The sequence below is a fragment of the Hymenobacter sp. UYAg731 genome, assembly GCF_054061335.1.
The window spans coordinates 469509-486585 of record NZ_JBSSEC010000005.1 but is presented as its reverse complement, the minus strand read 5'-3'; the positions used below and the strand labels follow the sequence as shown (position 1 = coordinate 486585).

Here is a 17077-nt window from a genome sequence, read left to right as displayed (position 1 = left end):
GATAGTCTGCTTCTTAAATGCAACGCATATGTCTTATCACTTTCTTTCATTCGGCGCACCGCACGAATTTAGTCTGGTTGCCGCGTCGCAGGGCAGCTTCACCCTGATGACCGAGATTGTGTTGCAGCAGGCGGGCACTGGCGCAGCAGTTTTCGAAATGAACACGGTGGCTTTCGAATTTGGGAAGGACACGGTGGCGCTCAAGGGCAACATGACCATTGCGGGCGTTCAGGCCGAGCTTTCCTTGTCGGAAAGCAACACGCCGGGAGCCGGCTGGCTGATAGCGGGCGGCACGCAAGCCGGGCAGGTTGTGAGCGTAAGGTCCTTGATTGCCGATTTGAGCGAGAAGTTTGGGGTAACGGTGCCGGCCCCTTTCAAGACATTTGAGTTATCCGATATTGGCCTCAGCTACGAAACGGGCAGCGAAAGCTTTCATTTTTCGTGCCGGGGTGGTTTCAACGTTGCAGGCACGGCCGTGGCGGCGGTGGTTACCATCGGCATTGTTGCCAAAGCATCGGCGCTGGGCGAGATTCATTACGACTACGCTTTCGGCGGTACTATCACAATTGGCAGTTTGCAATTTGAGTTGGTTTTCGATGGTGAGCCCACATCCAATACGTTTATTGCCACCTATTCGCAACCAGATGGAGCCACTACCAGCATAAGGCTCAACAGCTTGATAAACACCATATCGGCTGATATGGCCCGGGAGGTGCCCGATGGCATCGAAATTGACCTGAAGGATGTCAAATTTGTGTACCATCAGGACAAGGGGGCGGGCAGCAAGCAATTTGCCTTGGCCATTGACCTGGGTACTGCCATTGACCTGGCCAACCTGCCAATGGTGGGCCAGCAGTTGCCGCCGGATTTGTCGTTGGGCCTCGACGACCTGCAAATTCTTTACAGTTCCGGCCCGTTCAGCGAAGCCCAACTGGTTGGTATTAATAATTTGATGCCCCAAAACGTCGCTGGTTTTGCAGCTTCGGGCCTTGAGAAAGGCCTGACCCTCTCCGGGCAACTCAACATTGCGGGGTATAGCCAGACGTTGACGGTGGGGAGTGGGGCAAGCACTGCTATGGTGCCCAAACCAACCCAAAAAGCACTGCCCAACTCTCCGAAAGCAGCCAATGCAATGGCAAGCCAACCGGCTATTCCGGCTGCCGCCAATACTTCGGTAAAGTGGTTCAACGTCGAAAAAACCATTGGCCCGGCTACCTTCAAACGCATCGGGATAGACTTTAAAAACAGCGAGCTGTGGTTGTACCTCGACGCCGGCATATCCGTGGGTGGGCTGTCCATTGCGCTCGATGAACTATCAGTCGGTTCTTCCATCAAACACTTCCGTCCGTCGTTTAATTTATCCGGCTTAAGTATCGATTTTAATAAAAACGGCTTAGAGATTGGAGCTGCTTTCTTGAGGCAGCAATTGGTAATCAATGGCCTAAGCACGGAGGTGTATAATGGGGCCGCTATTATAAGAACGACTGGCTTTGCCCTTTCCGCCATGGGGTCGTATTGTTATTACGATGGGCACCCCTCGCTATTTATTTATGCATATCTCGAAAAAGCGCTTGGCGGTCCCAGTTTTTTCTTTGTAGAGGGGTTGGCCGCAGGCTTTGGGTATAACAGGGCGTTGATAATGCCCGACATCAGCCAAGTGGCCAATTTTCCCCTGGTGGCCCAAGTGATGGGCGGGAGCTCGGTGCCGGCCGATGCGAATCCGGCGATGGCGCTCCAGGCCCAGCTAACCGCTTTGTCCGCTTATGTACCGCCATCGATAGGCGATATATTCCTGGCCGTAGGGGTAAAGTTCAGTTCATTCAAGCTGATAAATTCATTCGCCCTGCTCGTGGTTTCCTTTGGAAACCGGATGGAAATTGATTTGCTGGGGCAATCCAATATTGTAGTGCCACTGCAGGAATTGGGCAAAGAATTTACGCCGCTGGCCGAGGTTAAAATTCTGCTAATGGCCAAATACCTGCCCGACGAAGGGTTTCTGGCAGTGTTGGCGCAGTTGAGCAGTGATTCATACGTTTTTTCCAAGGATTGCCACCTAACTGGAGGGGCGGCGTTCTACAGCTGGTTTAAGGGGGAGCACGAGGGCGACTTTGTGGCCACGGTGGGCGGCTACCACCCGGCATTTAAAGTGCCGGCCCATTATCCGAGCGTTCCGCGCCTGGCGCTGAACTGGCAGGTAAGTGATAAGCTGAGTGTGAAGGGCGACATGTATTTTGCCTTGTGCGCCCACGCCTTTATGGCGGGCGGACACCTAGAGGCAGTGTATGAAGATGGGGATTTTAAGGCCTGGTTCAAGGCTGGGGCCGACTTTCTGGTTACCTGGCAGCCCTATCACTACGAGGCCCGCATTTATGTGAGCATGGGGGCCTCTTACACCATCCATTTTTTTGGCAGCCACACCATCTCGGTCGATTTGGGGGCCGACCTGGCGATATGGGGGCCGGAGTTTTCGGGCCGAGCTACGGTGCATATCTACGTGTGCGACATTACAATCCATTTTGGTGCGGATGACTCGACCGATTTGAAGCCGATTACCTGGGATGCTTTCAAAACAAAGTGCCTGCCCGATGCCAGCAAGGTGCTGGGAGCGGCTGTTACCAGCGGGCAGCACGATAAAGATGAATTTCAAAACCCCATCGTAAATCCCAAAGAGCTGGAATTAATAATTAATTCGGCTATTCCGGTCAAAAATATATCGGTTAATACAGAGGAGAAATATAATATAGCCAGTAGCCCGGACATCAGATTTGGGGTTTCGCCAATGGCGAAAAATAACGACGATGTTGAAAGCGCGCTAACGGTCGTTATCTCTCATAATCCAGATAAGCCGAATAATTCGCTGGACTATATGTTGATGGATTCGGACAGTTTGCGTAATCTTATTATTACGCCGCAGCAAAAAGCCGTTCCCTCCGCCATATGGGGAACAAGCTTTCAGCATGATTTAAATGCGGAAAACCGCACTGTAACAGTATCCAACGGCATTAAGGTACACACAGCAGAACCAATTGCGCTGCCTGCGGGCGGTGTGGCATTTCCGCAATTGACTGAACTTGTTTTCAAGGATGCGCCAATCATTCTTGCCCGGCAGCCAGCCAGCACACCACTGCCTTTCTCCGGGTACAATTCCACTTTTAACGTTTTGGGCAAGCAATTGGGTATTGCCGAATAAACGCACTGTCCCAACTACCCGAAAAACAGCATCATGGCCACTACTGACGAAAAGATATTGATTTATGATAGCCACCAGCCAGCCCTGACGGCGGGCTACTATAAGGTGGAGGCTACCCAGCGCTTTATGGTTGATAACCAGTTATTGGCATTACCTCCTGACACTTTACACTTTTCGGTGCAAGGCGAGCAGTTTACGTTGAATCCCAGTCAAATTGATTCGGTATTTCCTCCTATGTCCGCACTGGGTGATTTTTCGACTATTCTGCCCAACATTATTCTGAAAAGAAGCACTTTCCCCTGGGAAAGAAAAACCAACGAAAATGATGCAACTGTAAAGCCATGGCTGGCCTTGTTGCTGCTCACGGAAGACGAGGTGGCCGATACAAGCAAAGTCAGAAAAATAAATGCCGTAAAAGCCACTTGGGAAACTACTCCATTCGCCCCGGTTGAAAGCACGAATGAAACGGATATTGCCGTGCGGGGGCTATTGGTTGAGGCATCATTTCTGGCTAGCATTCTGCCTGGTTATGAGGAGTTGGGATATCTGGCCCACGTGCGGGGACAGGAGAAAGATGAAAAAGCGTCGGTGGTGGGGAGCCGGATGCCGGTAAAGGACAAAAAAAATATCGTTCATCTGGTGTCTCTTGAAGATATGTACAGCAAGAAGGGTGATTTTATTGGCAGGCTTAAAGACGGATTTCATGGCCTTGCTTCCTTATACAGTTGGGAGTTTTTTTGTAACGACCATTTTATCGTTACTCCCGAAGTGCTGGCTATTTACGTTTCGGCCGGCGGGGTCAGCACTGCGCTAGCGTCGGCACTATCTAAAATTGCCGGCCTTGAATTCTTTAATAAAGCAGATTTTTTAAAATTAATTGGCATTCCGGTCAGCGACGAGGAGCAGGCCAGCCTGTTTAAGGTATTTGAAATAGCGCATCTTACGTCGCTACTGAAGCATTTGAACCGTAGCCCGGCTAGTCTGCGCCTGCCGGATGCGGATGATTTGTCTTTAGAGGGCTATTCAAAACTCCCGTATGTATTGAAAACGGGCGACCGCATCAATGCCGTGTACCGGGGGCCGTTGGTGCCAAATCCGGTGGTCGGCACGGCGTCGGCGGCCGTGCAGGTTCCGGCATTGGGGGGCGATGAGCTGTTTCAGTTCCTGGCCTATGCTGGCGATAAGTGGGTGGACGCCTCTTATGCCTCCGCTTGGGAACTGGGCCGGATACTGGCCCTGAGCGATAAAAACTTCTCCACCGCTTTGTTTCGGTGGAAGCGGGAATGCTATCAATTCAAAAAAACATCCGTTGGCAACCGGCCCAATAGCCACCTCATTCTGAAATCATCGGCCAGCCAATGGCCTGAATTGCCGGTGTTTGTCAGGCTGTGGCTGACCGATTTGGTGTTGTTGAAGGGCGTTCCATTTAATTATTTAGTTCCCACGGAAGCATACCTGCCGTTTGAATCTTTGCGGTTCTTCAGCATCGATGATAAATGGATAAAATATCTGGTCGACGGGGCTTTTAGCATAGGGCGGATGTCTTCGGCCGATGCGGCCACTGATGCGGAGCTGTATAAAATGGGCGTAATTATTTCGGATGGTGATATTCCAAAATCGGGGGTTTTGCTTCGCTCCCGGGCGGTTGATGGCTGGCCGGACCTACTTATGCAAGCCGATGGGCGGGTGCGGCGGCGGGCCGAGTTGGCGGAGGACTTGTTGCTCTGTTTATATGATGAGCAAATTACTTCCCTGTCCATCAATCAAAAGCCGGAGTCTGTGCATTTTGGATTTATAGATAAGGACGGTGATTCAGCCCAATTGCAGGTAGAATATATGGATAAAAAAGGCAAGAATAAAGCAGCCGACGTAGAGTATAACCCTTTAAATAGAGTGGATATAGGAAAAATATATGCGAGCGTAGCGGCCGAAAATGTAGCGGGATTCACAAGGGCACTAATTCAAAAAATAGAGGAAGTAGTATTTGAAATTAACTAAGTAATTAAGAAACTGTGAATGAATGGGCGGGCTGCTACAGAATAAGACATTTGTTGCAGGCGTTCCCAGCGTACTTTCCAGGTTGGGGGAAAGCCGTCGTAGCCGGCGCACATGAGGGCTACGGCCGCGAGCAGGCCGGTTTCATGCGGGGGCTGCGAGCCGGCGTTGTGGATGCGCGTGAGGTACTGCAAACGCACGGTGCGGCGCGTCAGCTCGGCCCCAAGTTGCGCAGCCCCTGAATCTGCGTCCAGCGCATGTGCTTTTTCAGCATCAGAGCCATGAAAGTGGCGTGGCTCACCGCCGCATCATTAAAGGTGAGGCAGCTTATCCGGCACCGTGCGGCGCAGCAGAGTCATCAGCCAAGCCAGATGAAAGCTAGAAGGAAGTGCCACGGGCACTGGGTGGAAATACGTGAAAGATGCCGCAAGAACTTCGCGTTGTCGCGGCCAATCTTGCTGTACGCTTCGGTGGGGCGGTGTTGGAGTTGCCCTGCATTTTCCGAGCCCTGCAAGCGGCTCTTTCCGGGTAGAAAGAGCCGCTTGCAGGGCGCGGAAAATGCCGGAGAGCGAAAGCTATTCGATGCGCCGCAGTCCCAGCACCCCGATGATAATCAGGCTGGTATAAAACACACTCTGCCAGGAAAACGGCTGCTTGAGATACAGCACATCCACCAGTTTGATGCCAACCACGGCCAGCGCCATCCAAGCCGAATAGGCGGTGGCGGTGGGGATGGTTCGCATGGCCTGCGACAGGAACAGCACATTGGCCAGCCCGAAGGCTACGTAGGCCAGCAGTGGTAGCACCGGCATCAGCAGCGCCGGCTGCGTGAAAGTATGCAGCCAGGCTACTTCCTTAATGCGCTGCATGTTGAGCGCCTTGAGGCTATACGTCCAGCAAACCTCCATGAAGGAGGCCAAAAACAGCGAAAACCAGGGGTTAATCAACGGGACGAGGCAGCAGCGGTGGGTGTATGAGAAGGGGCGGCCGGGGCCGGCATTTCGCCAAAATTACCGCCCGGACGCTGCGCCGGAATGGTGCTGGTGTGCATTTCGGGCACGGGCCAGCCGTGGAGCGGGCGCAGGGCCGGCACCCGGTCGGTCAGCTTGGTCAGCAGCCGTCCCCGGATGCCGTGGTAGGCGCGGAAGAGCCGGGACCGTTTGGCCAGCTCTGCCTCATCGAAACGAGCCACGGAAAAGATGTGCTGGCTGAAATAGTCCTTCGGAAAAGCGTAGGGCAGGCCCCATTTCTCCGGCTTGCGGTCGGGGCGGTAGGCGGTGCCGAAAATCCAGTCCCAGAAGGCAAATTTGGTCGAAAAGTTGGCGTAGAATACTTCTTCGTGGTCGGCGTGGTGCCAGAGGTGCATCTCGGGGCCGTTGATGAAATATTGCAGCCGGCCCGAGCGCACGTCGATGTTGCAGTGAATCCAGATGCCCCACACCGCATCGATGCAGGCCTTGATAGGCACCACCATTGGGTCGGCTCCTAATAAAATAATAGGCGCAAACTCAATGGTTTGGTTAATGATGATTTCCAGGGCGTGCGAGCGGGAGCCGGCCAGCCAGTCTACCTGTTTGCCCGAGTGGTGCGCCTCGTGGGTGCGCCAGAACAGCGGGCTGCTGTGCTGAAACCGGTGAAACCAGTAGATGTAGAAGTCGTGGGTAATCACGAAAAACAGCACCTGCGCCCAAATGGGCCAGCCCGTCACAAAATGCAGCTTCGAAAATCCAAAATGCTGGTCGAGCGGCAGAATGATGTAGTCGAAGATGATGATTTTCAGGGCGAAACTCTGCACGAAGGTGTAGAGCACGAGGTCGGTCCAGAAGCCCTCGCGGAAAAACGGCAGCCCCTTGCGGTAAGGGATGATGCGCTCCAGCGTGATGACTACGGCCACCCAAATCAGCAAAATGGCCGTGGTGATGAGTTCGACGTTGTGCATAGTGTAGAGGCAGATGTTGGGATTAAAAGAACGTCATGCAGAGCGTAGCGAAGCATCTTTACCGTGCAACGCAATCAGTTTGATTACTGGTGGCGGGCAAGATGCTTCGCTGCGCTCTGCATGACGTTCTTTTTTTCGTTCAGCAGTTCAACCCAAACAGGCTACTCCTGGTTCGGCGTCAGCTCGCGGCGCAGGCGGGCGCGGGGCTCCAGCTCGGAGTCGTACACGCGCTTCACGCCATCGCCGAGGCCTTCCTCCACGTCGCGGATGTCGCGCACGAGCTTGGCCATGCCGCCGGGCTCCACCGAGGCGGCGTGGTCGGAGCCCCACATGGCGCGGTCCAGCGTGAAATGGCGCTCCACGAAGCTAGCCCCCAACGTCACGGCGGCCACGGTGGTGGCCAGGCCGGTTTCGTGGCCCGAGTAGCCGATGGGCGCAGTCGGGAACATGGCTTGCAGCACGGGCACCATGCGCAGGTTCAACTCAGCGGGCGGGCAGGGGTAGGAGGAGGTGGAATGCGCAATCATCAGCTTATCAAGGCCTACCCATTTCACGGCCTGGTTGATTTCGTCCACGGTACTCATGCCGGTGCTCAGCATCAGCGGGCGGCCGGTGGCGCGCACGCGGTCGAGCAAGGGCTTGTCGGTGAGCGAGGCGGAAGCCATCTTGTACATCACGGGCGCAAACTGCTCCATGAAATCCACCGACGGCTCGTCCCAGCACGAGGCAAACCAGTCGATGCCCAAGGCACGGCAGTAGTCGTCGATGGCCGTGTATTCGGCCTGGCCGAACTCGGTTTTGCGCTTGTAGTCGATGTAGCTCATGCGGCCCCAGGGGGTGTCGCGCTGCTTTTCCCACTGGTCTTTGGGCACGCACAGTTCGGGCGTGCGCTTCTGGAATTTCACGGCGTCGCAACCGGCCCTGACGGCTTCGGAAATGAGCTGCTTGGCCAGGTCGAGCGAGCCGTTGTGGTTGATGCCGATTTCGGCAATGATGTAGGCCGGGTGGCCCGCGCCAATGAATCGGTTTTTACGAATTTCAACAGCTTGCATGAGGCGAGGTTGAGAGGTGGGAATGTAGCACATGCTTTAGCTTGTGCCGGTTATCAAAAGCGCAAGCTGAAGCCTGCGCTACAAGAATCTAAATAGCCGTCCAGCCGCCGTCCACGACCAGGTTGGCCCCGGTCATGTAGGCCGACGCATCCGAAGCCAGAAAGACCACGGCCCCCTGGTAATCGGTCGCCGCAGCCATGCGGCCCAGCGGTGTTTTGGCGCTGTATTGCTTGATAAAAAACTCATCCTGGCTGTTTTCCACGCCGCCGGGCGAGAGCGTGTTTACCCGCACGCCGGCCGCGCCCCAGTAGGCCGCCAGGTAGCGCGTAAAATTCACCACCGCGCCCTTGGTCATGGGGTAGGAGGGTGATTTATAGAAGGTTTGCTCGCCGGCCTCGTTGCGGTAAATGCTCTGGTCGGGGCCGACGATGCCGTAGGTGCTGGCCACATTGATGATGCTGCCGTGGCCCTGCTGCGCCATGGGCGTGCCGAATACCTGCGCCGCCAGAAACACGCCCGTCACGTTCACTTCCAATACTTTCTGGAAGGTGGCGAGCGGGAAGTTCTCAAACTTGCTCAAATCGGCCGCCAGCGCAGGGTTCTCGAACATGTCGTTGATGGCAGCATTGTTCACCAGCACGTCGATGTGGCCAAAGCGGGCCAGAATCTGGTCGCGGGCGGCGGCCAGGGATTCCGGGCTTGTCACATCAACCGCCAACGCCAAATGCGGCCCACCACCCAGCCCGAAGGCTACGGCGGCGGCGGCTTCCGCATTGAGGTCGGCCACCACCACGTTGGCCCCGGCCTCGGCCAGTGCCGCGCAGTGCTTCTGGCCGATAAGCCCGCAGGCCCCGGTGACGATGGCGGTTTTATTGGTGAGATTGAAGAGGTTCAATTTGTCCACTAGGCGTTTAGCTAAATATTCAGAACGTTATACTGAGCGTAGCCGAAGTATCTCGCCTGCATCGTTGAACCGAAGGTCAGCGTAGCTAACGATTGAATCACTGCCACACGCGAGATGCTTCGGCCGCGCTCAGCATGACGTTCTTTTTGGTGTGGTTCTTATTTCGCCTTCACCGGCGCGGCATTGGTCACCTTGCGGAACACAGCTTCCACCGGCTCGCCCAGCAGGCGGGAGGCAATATCGCCGGCCTCAATGGCTTCCTTCAGCAGCGGCAGCACCTCGCGGTAGGCGGCCAGGGTATGGGCCACGTCGGCATCGGTGTGCGAGAAGCACATGTTGTGGAAACCGCCCCACATGATGCCGCGCTTGAACAGCTCCTGTTGCATGAAGGCTTTGATTTCCATGCCGTTGCCGGCCGAGGGGTCGAAGGTTACTATCGTGCGGCAATCGTAGCCGTAGCACTTCGTGTACTGTGTTAGGCCCAGCTCGGCGGCAATTTTGTTGTATCCATCCTTGAGCTTTTTGCCCTGCTCGGCAAGGCGGGCCGGCACGTTCTGCTCGCGCATTTCGGTGATGGTGGCCACGGCGGCGGCCAGGCTCAGCGCTTCGCCGCCGAAGGTGGTGAAGAAGAACACATCCTGCTCGAACAGCTCCATCACATCGCGCCGGCCAGTGAGCAGGGCGATGGGCATGCCGTTGGCAAACGCTTTGGAATACACCGCCAAATCGGGCGTGATGCCGAAATACTCCTGCGCGCCGCCCACGGCCACGCGGAAGCCGGTCCACATCTCATCGAAGATGAGCAGCGTGCCGTTTTCCTTGCACAGCCGGGCTACTTCATGCAGGAAATTGTCTTTGGGCGCGTCGAAAATAAACGGTTCCAGAATCACGCACGCCACGTTCTCATCCAGCAGCGCTTTCAGTGAATCAAGGTTATTATACTCAAACGAAGCGGTCAAGTCCTTGCTTTCCTGCGGAATACCTTTGTCGCGGCTGGTGGTGCCGATGTACCAGTCGTGCCAGCCGTGGTAGCCGCAGCACAGCACCTTGTCGCGTCCGGTGAAGGCGCGGGAAACCCGCACCGCCGCCGAGCACACATCCGCGCCGGTTTTGCTGATGCGGATGCTTTCGGCGTTGGGGATAATCTCGTGAATCAGTTCCGAAAGCTCCACTTCCAGCTCGTGCATCATCGAAAACGTAATGCCGTCTTCCAGTTGCTTTTTGATGGCTTCGTCAACCCGCTCGTAAGCGTAGCCCAACGAAATGGGGCCAATACCCATCTGAAAATCAAGGTATTCGTTGCCGTCCACGTCCCAGATGTGGGAGCCTTTGGCGCGCTTCACGTACTTCGGGCTCACGCCTTTGGTGTACTGGCCGGGGCCTTTGGCGAGCGTCTGCGTCACCGGTGTCATGATGCGCTGGGCGCGGGCGTACAGCTCGTCCGACTTCGTGATGTCGGGGTAATTCTCGTTGAAGGAAACGGTGTTGGGCATGGGGAAGGGATATTAGAACGTTTAGTTTAGAACGTCATGCAGAGCGCAGCGAAGCATCTTTACCTCGATACAAATTCTTTTTGATTGCATTGAGCGGTAAAGATGCTTCGCTGCGCTTTGTATGACGTTCGAAGAAAGTAGCCTACTCCGCAAACTGATTTTCGAGTACCGTCGGGCCGGCAGCGATGGCCGCGCCCGACTCGCCTAAGTGCTCCGCAATGCGCCGCGCAATGTGGTGGCCGGTGAATCCTTCGTACTCCAGCACGGCGCTCAGGCGGCCGGGGCGGTACCACCGCTCTTCCAGGGCCAGGGGCAACACGCGGGCGGTGAGCTGGTGGCGCAGCAGCACCTCGGCCAGAATGGAATAGAGGCCGCCGGTGATGAAATGGTCCTCCACCGTCACGATGAGGGAGCCGCGCCGCACCACGTCCAGCAACGCCGCTTCGTCAATCGGCTTGAGACTGCGCAGGTTGATGAGGCCCACGGATTTGCCCTGGGCTTGCAGCAGCTCGCGGGCCACCAGCGTCTGCTCGAAGAGCATGCCGTAGGTGAGGATGGTGATTTCGGTGCCTTCGGCCACGATTTCAGCCTTGCCCATCTCGAACGGGGCGTGCTCGTAAGTGGCGGGGCGGGTGTTAATGCGGACGTACGCCGGCGCGGGCGAGGCCCAGATGGCTGGTAGCATGGCCAGCATGTCCTGCTCATCGGCGGGCGCGAAAACGGTCATGCCGGGGATGCCGCGCATCAGGCTCACGTCCTCGATGGCTTGGTGGGTGGGGCCGTTTCCGTCGGATAGGAAGCCCGGTACGAAGCCGCTCAGCTTCACCGGCAGCTGGCCGATGCCCACGTCGGTGCGGATAAACTCAAACGCCCGCAACGTGAGGAAGGTAGCCAGCGCGTGTACCACCGGCACGCGCCCGCGCAGGGCCAGCCCAGCCGCCGCGCCGATGAGCGTTTGCTCCGTGATGCCGGTATCGATGAAGCGCGGGCCGAGTACGGCCGGCAGGTTGCGGATGAGAGCGCGGTTTTCGGCCGTCATCACCACAATGCGTTCATCGGCGAGGGCGGTTTCTTTGATAAGTTCTTCGTAGGTCATAAGATGTAGCGCGGACTTTGTAGTCTGCGGATGAATCGTTTACTCGCGGACTACAAAGTCCGCGCTACTGTTATCGTACCGTCAGCGTTTCACTGGTCAAGGTCGTAGCTACCTGGCTGTGCAGTTCGCGCAGCAATTCTTCCACTTCCTCCGCCGAGAAGTTGCAGAACCACCTATCGGCCCGGGCCTCGATGCTGGGCAGGCCGCGCCCGCGCACCGTGTCGCAGATAATGACTGAGGGCTTGGTTTCGGAGAAGGGCAGGGCTGAAAAGGCTTCTTCCAACTGCTTAAAATCGTGCCCGTCAATCCGGCGCACTTCGCAGCCGAAGGCTTCGAACTTAGGAGCCAGCGGCTCCAGCGGAATCAGGTCTTCGGTGGCCACGTTGGCTTGGAAGTGGTTGCGGTCGACCACCAGCGTGAGGTTGTTCACTTTGTGGGCACTGGCCACCAGCAGGCTCTCCCACACGGTGCCCTCGTTCAGCTCGCCGTCGCCGGTGATGACGATGACCTTGTTGTCCTGGCCGCGCATCCGGCAATCCATCGCCACGCCGAGGGCCACGCTGGGCAGGTGGCCGAGCGAGCCCGAATGAAATTCCACGCCCGGCACGTTCCGGTTGGGGTGCCAGTAAATGTGGTCGTCGGTGGTGAGGTGCTGGGCGAGGCGTTCCTTCGACATGAAGCCCAGTTCCACGAAAGTGCCGTAGAGAGCCGGCACGTCGTGGCCCTTGCTCAGGAACAGGTAGTCGCGGGTGGGGTCGGTGAGGTTGTCCGGCCGCACGTTCAGGAAATCGGCGTAGAGGTACACCAGCAGGTCGGCACAGCTCAGCGATGCGCCGGTGAAGCAGCCGCCGTCGGTGCTCAGGCGCACGATGTGTTCGCGTACGCGCAGGGCCAGGGCTTCGAGGTTTTGTTGTTTTTCGGGAGTCATGCAGTAGGGTGCGGGGTCCAACCCGGCAGGGCTTGCCCCCGCCCGTCGTTGAACGGAAAGCGGAAAGAGAAAAAGCGAATGGTGCGAGCGTCCGGGCGGGGACAAGCCTTGCCCTACATCGTTTTGGTTTGTGATGAATCGACTGTTTTTAACTCATCCAAATGGTTGCGATACCAGTTCACGCCCGCCAGGTGTGCGTTGAATTGGGCAATATCGGGCCGTTGCTTCAGCAGGTTAAGAATGTCATCCAGCCCAAAATCCGGCTTGGTCGGGTGCAGCGCGTCATAAACGGCGCTGATGAAATTATAGTCTTCGGGGTAGTCGATGGTCCAACGGTGGCTCATCGAAAAGTCCTGGCCAGCCTCCCATTCCACGTTGCCGAGGCGGAATTGGCCGGGATTTTCCCAGAAAAACGGCGTGGTGTGCTCGCGCTCCAACGGCCGCCGGGCTTCGCGCCAGGCCGTGGCCAGGGCTTCGATGGGCATTACTTCCACGTCGTTGCCATCGGGGAAGGTGGCGGGGTGCAGGTTGCTCACGAAGTCGTAGCGGTCGGCGAAGTGCAGGTAGAAACCCACCACTTCGTCAATCACGGCCGGGTCGATGAGCGGGCAGTCGGAGGGGATTTTCAGCACCACGTCGGCCCCATAGTGGCGGGCGGCCTGGTAGTGGCGGTCGAGCAAATCGAGGTCATCGCCCCGGAAACATTCCAGGCCGTGGGCGGCGCACAGCCCCGCGATGGCATCATCGGCGGCCTCGGTGGTGGTAGCCACTGCCACGGTGCCGGCCAGCTGCGCCCGCTGCACCCGCTGCACCATGCGCACCAGCAGGGGCTGGCCGGCCAGCGGCAGCAGCACCTTGCCCGGCAGGCGCGACGAGCCCATGCGGGCCTGCACAACGGTCAGAATCTTCGGGACGGGCATAAAGGAAGCAGTCGGTACCGCGTAGTCGGACGTGAAACGAAAATACGCTAAAATTTGCCGGGCAAAACGTTGGCTAATTGGTAAGCCGTTGGAAAATAAATGCTTAAAATAACTGTGCCGGCACCTAGCCCGCCACCGGAGAAGCTTTCGCCGGCGCTGCGGTGGCAAAAGCCTCGGTATCGAACTGGCGCAAAAATGTCGGCCCGCTGCCCGCAAACTGGCTAAATCCCCGGCAAATGGCCGCAATGCGCCGGGCCGAGGTGCCGTCGTTCTGCCAGGGCAACTTGCGGCGTAGGTCGTCCACGTCAAAATAGGAATGTACCGGCTTGCCCAGCGCCAGGCCCACATACACCACGGTCGAGTATTGGGTGATGAGCTCCACGCAGTTGGCAATCATGTGGTCGGTGTTGCCTTCGGTGAAAACCAGGGTACCGGGCGGGGCGTGCTCCCGGATTTCGTCCGTGGCGCGGGGCAGCGTCTCGTTGGGGTGCATCTTGAAAATGAGGGGCCGGCCGGCCGCGATGCGGGCGCACTCCCGGATGAATTTGGGCCGGTTTTCGGGGGTGTAGGTTTCGCGCAGGTCGGAGGTAGCCACCAGCACGTAGCCGTGGTGCGGGAAGTCATTATTCCGCACTTGCTCTATATTGTCGAAGTTGGGAATGCCCGTCACGATGAGCTTATCGCGGTCGACCCCCACGTAATTAAAGTGTTTGGCATAGCCTTCGGAGGCCACGCAGTAGATGTCGCAGCAGTTGGCCAAGCCGTTCAGGGCCGTGCCGATAGCCAGGATGGGCATCCAGTTGAGCTTGCGGACTAGGCGGCACCACCAGTTGAGCGGGTCGGTCATGCCTTCCTGCACGAAAATGGTTTTGGTGGTGCGCACCAGCGGCCAGGGCACGATGACATCGGAGCAGCACACGATGAGGTCGTACTGGTTGCCGAATTGCCGGGCCTCGAAGTCATTATGTAAGTGGTTTTCAGACAAATACTTATCGGCTTTCGCTTTTATTTTGCCCGTCACGATGGTGGGGTTCAGGCCGCCCGTCCGGAGCAGGAATTTGTAGAAGCCGCGCATCCAGCCATCGTAGTAGAGCTGGCTGAAATAGGGCTCAAACTCATCGGCCAGCAGCTGCGCAATCTGGTGCATCTGCGTGGTCTGGTTGGGCGAGCCGATAAGAAACAAAACCTTTTTTCGGGACATGCAGGAAGCGAAGTTGAAGCAACCGAACCGCCGGCGGGCTGCCCCACGGCAGGGCCGGCACGCTGCCAAGGTACAGTACGAGGGGCGAAATAACGCCCCCGCCCACGGCTCACGCTACCGCAACCATTACCAAATTGCGAAGGTTGGCCCCGGCCCGATTCGGAGTGATGCCCAGCGGCCAAAAATGCCGGCCCCACCGCCGGAAACGCAGCAGGCTCGCAGCTCCCGCCGAATCAGTCCCGATTGCTTTTTAATTGTTGACCTTCGCCGGTCCCGGACCGCAGGCTCGCCCCGGCCACAACGCATCAGGAACCCGAAAAAGCCGTATGCCGGTAAAACAAACCTGCATTCGGGGCATTTATTTTTGGGTTGGCTCACGAAACCTCCTATTGATTTCTACCATGATTCTTAGCTCCCTTCCCGATGCCGACGGCAGCCGCTGCACTCTTTCGCAGGAGCCCGGCGGCTGGCTGCGGGCCACCTGGCGCGGCTTCGTCGATATGCAGGAAGCCCTGCGCGGGGCCGATAATTACCTGCGCACCCTGCAAGAACTCCGCAGCCCCTGCCTGCTCAATGACAACGTGGAGCTGATGGGGCCGTGGTTCGACTCCATTGAGTGGCTGGAGCGCATCTGGGTGCCGGCCGCCACCGCCATGGGCCTGCGCTACGTAGCCCATGTGGTGCAGGCCGATTCCCTGTCCGATATCCTCACCGTGCATTTCAACCACGGGGCGGCCGGCGCGCTGGAGCTCCAGATTTTTCAGCAGGTGCCCGAGGCCGAAGCCTGGCTGCGTGCCTGCCAGCAGGAGTTGCAAGCCCGCGCCTAAGCCCGGTACCGGCAAGTCCCAAACGGATTGCTACTTGCGCAGCACCCGAATGCTGACGCGCCGGTTCAGGGCGCGGTTGGCGGGGGTGGTGTTGGGCCGCACGAAGTATTTGGGGCCGTAGCCCTTGGCTTGCAGGCGGTCGGCGCTCACGCCCATGCTGGCCAGCGTGAGCATGGCGGCGCGGGCGCGGTCCTCGCTGAGCTGGTAGTTCACCAGGGCCTCGCCGGTGCTGTCGGTGTAGCCCCCGATTTTCACCACGGACCGCGGAAACGTGTTGAGAATACTGGCAATGTTGCCCAATTGCAGCGCCGATTCGGGCGTGAGCTGGGCCTTGCCGGTTTCAAAGTTGATGCGGTCGAAATTAATCCAGCCCTTGGTCCGGTTCACCGAATCGACCTGGAAGGCGGGCGAAGACAGGAAGGTGTAAAGCCGGTTTTCGGTCGAATTGGCCCCTATTTTCTGGGTAGTGCCGTCGGCCAGGGTCAGCACGATGGGCTTACCGGTGTCGTAGATGTAGGTGTCCCGGTCCTGGTCGTAGCGGCCGTTGGGCTCGTTGCCGATGGCCACCGAGCGGGCCGGGACTGCGCGGGCGGCCCCGGAGGCCGGGGCGGCTGGGGTGCGGGCGGGCAGCACCTCTATGGGCCGGTTGGCAATGATTGGCGCGGGCCGGGCGGCGGGTACTGTCATCGCAGGGGCTGGCACGGCCGCCTCAGCCGGGACGGTTTCGGGGGCCACGTAGGCGGCCTTGGGCGCATTGGGTGGCGTGGCAGCCGGTGGCAGACTGGTTTCCTCCACCAGATTGGCTGTTGCGGGCTGGTCGTGGCTGGGCGTGCCGTGGCCGAAAAAATACCCCAGGCACACGGCCAGCAGCAGCAGCCCGCCCCATTGCCAGTACGGCGACAGCCCGCCGCCGCCGGCCTCCGGGGCTGGCTCGGCCCAGGCGGTGGCGGGCGTGGGAGCCAGCGCTGCCAGCTGCGGGGACTGGCGGCGCAGGCCCTGCTCGACGGGCGTGGGCGGGGCCGCCCCAAGGGCCGGAACCGGCAACATGGCCGCCGCAATGGCCTCTTTCTCGGCGTGCAGCCAATAAACGAAGTCGGTGGGGGAGAGGGATTTTTCGGTGGCGGCGTGGCCCAGCACGCCCAGCACGGCCGTGGCGGCCACTTGCAGCAGCGTATCGCCGGCCGAAGGCCGGATGGCCGCCCCGGCGGCAATGCGGCTCACGGTGCTGCGGTAGGAACCGTCCAGCAGGTCGAGGAGCAGGTTCACGCCCCGTTCGTAGCGGGCGGCCGGGTGCAGGTCGGCCAGCTGCTGGAGCACCTGCGCCGAGTCGGCTTCGCGCACCAGCTCAAGCAGGCCCTCGGGCGTGAGGCCGTGGCCCACCCGCTCCGATAACTCCGTCAGCACCAAGGGCACCGCCTGGCTGAGCGCATATTCAACGTTGGGCGCGGCTTCGTCCAGGCGGGTGCCGAGCCGGGCAATGGTTTCGCGGGTGAAGCAGTAGTTAACTGCTTCGGCTACAGAGTTTTTCATAA

At 58.3% G+C, this 17077-nt stretch carries 13 protein-coding genes; 3 read left to right on the top strand and 10 right to left on the bottom strand.

What is annotated here, in order from left to right:
• The first annotated feature begins 28 nt into the window (after positions 1–28).
• Both ACVWYF_RS17825 and ACVWYF_RS17820 read left to right on the top strand, forming a co-directional pair.
• Positions 29–3190, top strand: a complete 3162-nt coding sequence (locus ACVWYF_RS17825; protein ID WP_457070487.1) for a DUF6603 domain-containing protein — start codon at positions 29–31, stop codon at positions 3188–3190.
• A 33-nt stretch (positions 3191–3223) separates the two neighbouring features.
• Positions 3224–5188, top strand: a complete 1965-nt coding sequence (locus ACVWYF_RS17820; RefSeq protein ID WP_457070485.1) for a hypothetical protein — start codon at positions 3224–3226, stop codon at positions 5186–5188.
• A gap of 572 nt (positions 5189–5760) precedes the next feature.
• On the opposite strand, the gene ACVWYF_RS17815 is transcribed toward ACVWYF_RS17820, so the two are convergent.
• The 9 genes from ACVWYF_RS17815 to ACVWYF_RS17775 form a co-directional block, all read right to left on the bottom strand.
• On the bottom strand, positions 5761–6132 hold the full coding sequence (locus ACVWYF_RS17815; RefSeq protein ID WP_457070483.1) for a DMT family transporter: 372 nt from the start codon (positions 6130–6132) through the stop codon (positions 5761–5763).
• A complete protein-coding gene (locus ACVWYF_RS17810) occupies positions 6129–7124 on the bottom strand; it encodes a sterol desaturase family protein (protein WP_457070481.1) in 996 nt (331 codons plus the stop codon). Before ACVWYF_RS17810 ends, ACVWYF_RS17815 begins: the two co-directional genes overlap by 4 nt.
• 161 nt (positions 7125–7285) lie before the next feature.
• A complete protein-coding gene (locus ACVWYF_RS17805) occupies positions 7286–8176 on the bottom strand; it encodes an N-acetylneuraminate synthase family protein (protein ID WP_457070479.1) in 891 nt (296 codons plus the stop codon).
• An 88-nt stretch (positions 8177–8264) separates the two neighbouring features.
• Positions 8265–9080 carry an SDR family oxidoreductase gene (locus tag ACVWYF_RS17800; protein ID WP_457070477.1) on the bottom strand — a complete coding sequence of 272 codons (816 nt, stop codon included), beginning with the start codon at positions 9078–9080 and terminating at the stop codon, positions 8265–8267.
• 158 nt (positions 9081–9238) lie between these two features.
• Positions 9239–10573, bottom strand: coding sequence for an aminotransferase class III-fold pyridoxal phosphate-dependent enzyme (locus ACVWYF_RS17795; protein ID WP_457070475.1), 1335 nt, complete (start codon positions 10571–10573; stop codon positions 9239–9241).
• A 142-nt stretch (positions 10574–10715) separates the two neighbouring features.
• Positions 10716–11669: a transketolase family protein gene (locus ACVWYF_RS17790; RefSeq protein WP_457070473.1), complete on the bottom strand. Its 954-nt coding sequence runs from the start codon at positions 11667–11669 to the stop codon at positions 10716–10718.
• 70 nt (positions 11670–11739) lie between these two features.
• On the bottom strand, positions 11740–12597 hold the full coding sequence (locus ACVWYF_RS17785) for a transketolase (protein ID WP_457070471.1): 858 nt from the start codon (positions 12595–12597) through the stop codon (positions 11740–11742).
• Positions 12598–12710: 113 nt separating this feature from the next.
• Positions 12711–13517: a cytidylyltransferase domain-containing protein gene (locus tag ACVWYF_RS17780; protein ID WP_457070469.1), complete on the bottom strand. Its 807-nt coding sequence runs from the start codon at positions 13515–13517 to the stop codon at positions 12711–12713.
• 124 nt (positions 13518–13641) lie between these two features.
• Positions 13642–14718, bottom strand: coding sequence for a hypothetical protein (locus tag ACVWYF_RS17775; RefSeq protein WP_457070467.1), 1077 nt, complete (start codon positions 14716–14718; stop codon positions 13642–13644).
• A 401-nt stretch (positions 14719–15119) separates the two neighbouring features.
• Between ACVWYF_RS17775 and ACVWYF_RS17770 the strand changes: the two genes are divergently transcribed.
• Positions 15120–15545 (top strand): hypothetical protein, encoded by a 426-nt coding sequence (locus ACVWYF_RS17770; RefSeq protein ID WP_457070465.1) that lies wholly within the window; start codon positions 15120–15122, stop codon positions 15543–15545.
• Positions 15546–15575: 30 nt separating this feature from the next.
• Here ACVWYF_RS17770 and ACVWYF_RS17765 read toward each other — a convergent pair whose 3' ends face one another.
• Positions 15576–17075 (bottom strand): OmpA family protein, encoded by a 1500-nt coding sequence (locus tag ACVWYF_RS17765; RefSeq protein WP_457070463.1) that lies wholly within the window; start codon positions 17073–17075, stop codon positions 15576–15578.
• Between the last annotated feature and the right edge of the window lie 2 nt (positions 17076–17077).

What these genes read in the sequence shown, in the direction of transcription:
- ACVWYF_RS17825 (WP_457070487.1), top strand. Translation starts at nt 29, where the DNA reads ATGTCTTATCACTTTCTTTCATTCGGCGCACCGCACGAATTTAGTCTG.
- ACVWYF_RS17810 (WP_457070481.1), bottom strand. Translation starts at nt 7,124, where the DNA reads ATGCACAACGTCGAACTCATCACCACGGCCATTTTGCTGATTTGGGTG.
- ACVWYF_RS17805 (WP_457070479.1), bottom strand. Translation starts at nt 8,176, where the DNA reads ATGCAAGCTGTTGAAATTCGTAAAAACCGATTCATTGGCGCGGGCCAC.
- ACVWYF_RS17775 (WP_457070467.1), bottom strand. Translation starts at nt 14,718, where the DNA reads ATGTCCCGAAAAAAGGTTTTGTTTCTTATCGGCTCGCCCAACCAGACC.
- ACVWYF_RS17785 (WP_457070471.1), bottom strand. Translation starts at nt 12,597, where the DNA reads ATGACTCCCGAAAAACAACAAAACCTCGAAGCCCTGGCCCTGCGCGTA.
- ACVWYF_RS17790 (WP_457070473.1), bottom strand. Translation starts at nt 11,669, where the DNA reads ATGACCTACGAAGAACTTATCAAAGAAACCGCCCTCGCCGATGAACGC.
- ACVWYF_RS17765 (WP_457070463.1), bottom strand. Translation starts at nt 17,075, where the DNA reads ATGAAAAACTCTGTAGCCGAAGCAGTTAACTACTGCTTCACCCGCGAA.
- ACVWYF_RS17795 (WP_457070475.1), bottom strand. Translation starts at nt 10,573, where the DNA reads ATGCCCAACACCGTTTCCTTCAACGAGAATTACCCCGACATCACGAAG.
- ACVWYF_RS17820 (WP_457070485.1), top strand. Translation starts at nt 3,224, where the DNA reads ATGGCCACTACTGACGAAAAGATATTGATTTATGATAGCCACCAGCCA.
- ACVWYF_RS17770 (WP_457070465.1), top strand. Translation starts at nt 15,120, where the DNA reads ATGATTCTTAGCTCCCTTCCCGATGCCGACGGCAGCCGCTGCACTCTT.
- ACVWYF_RS17780 (WP_457070469.1), bottom strand. Translation starts at nt 13,517, where the DNA reads ATGCCCGTCCCGAAGATTCTGACCGTTGTGCAGGCCCGCATGGGCTCG.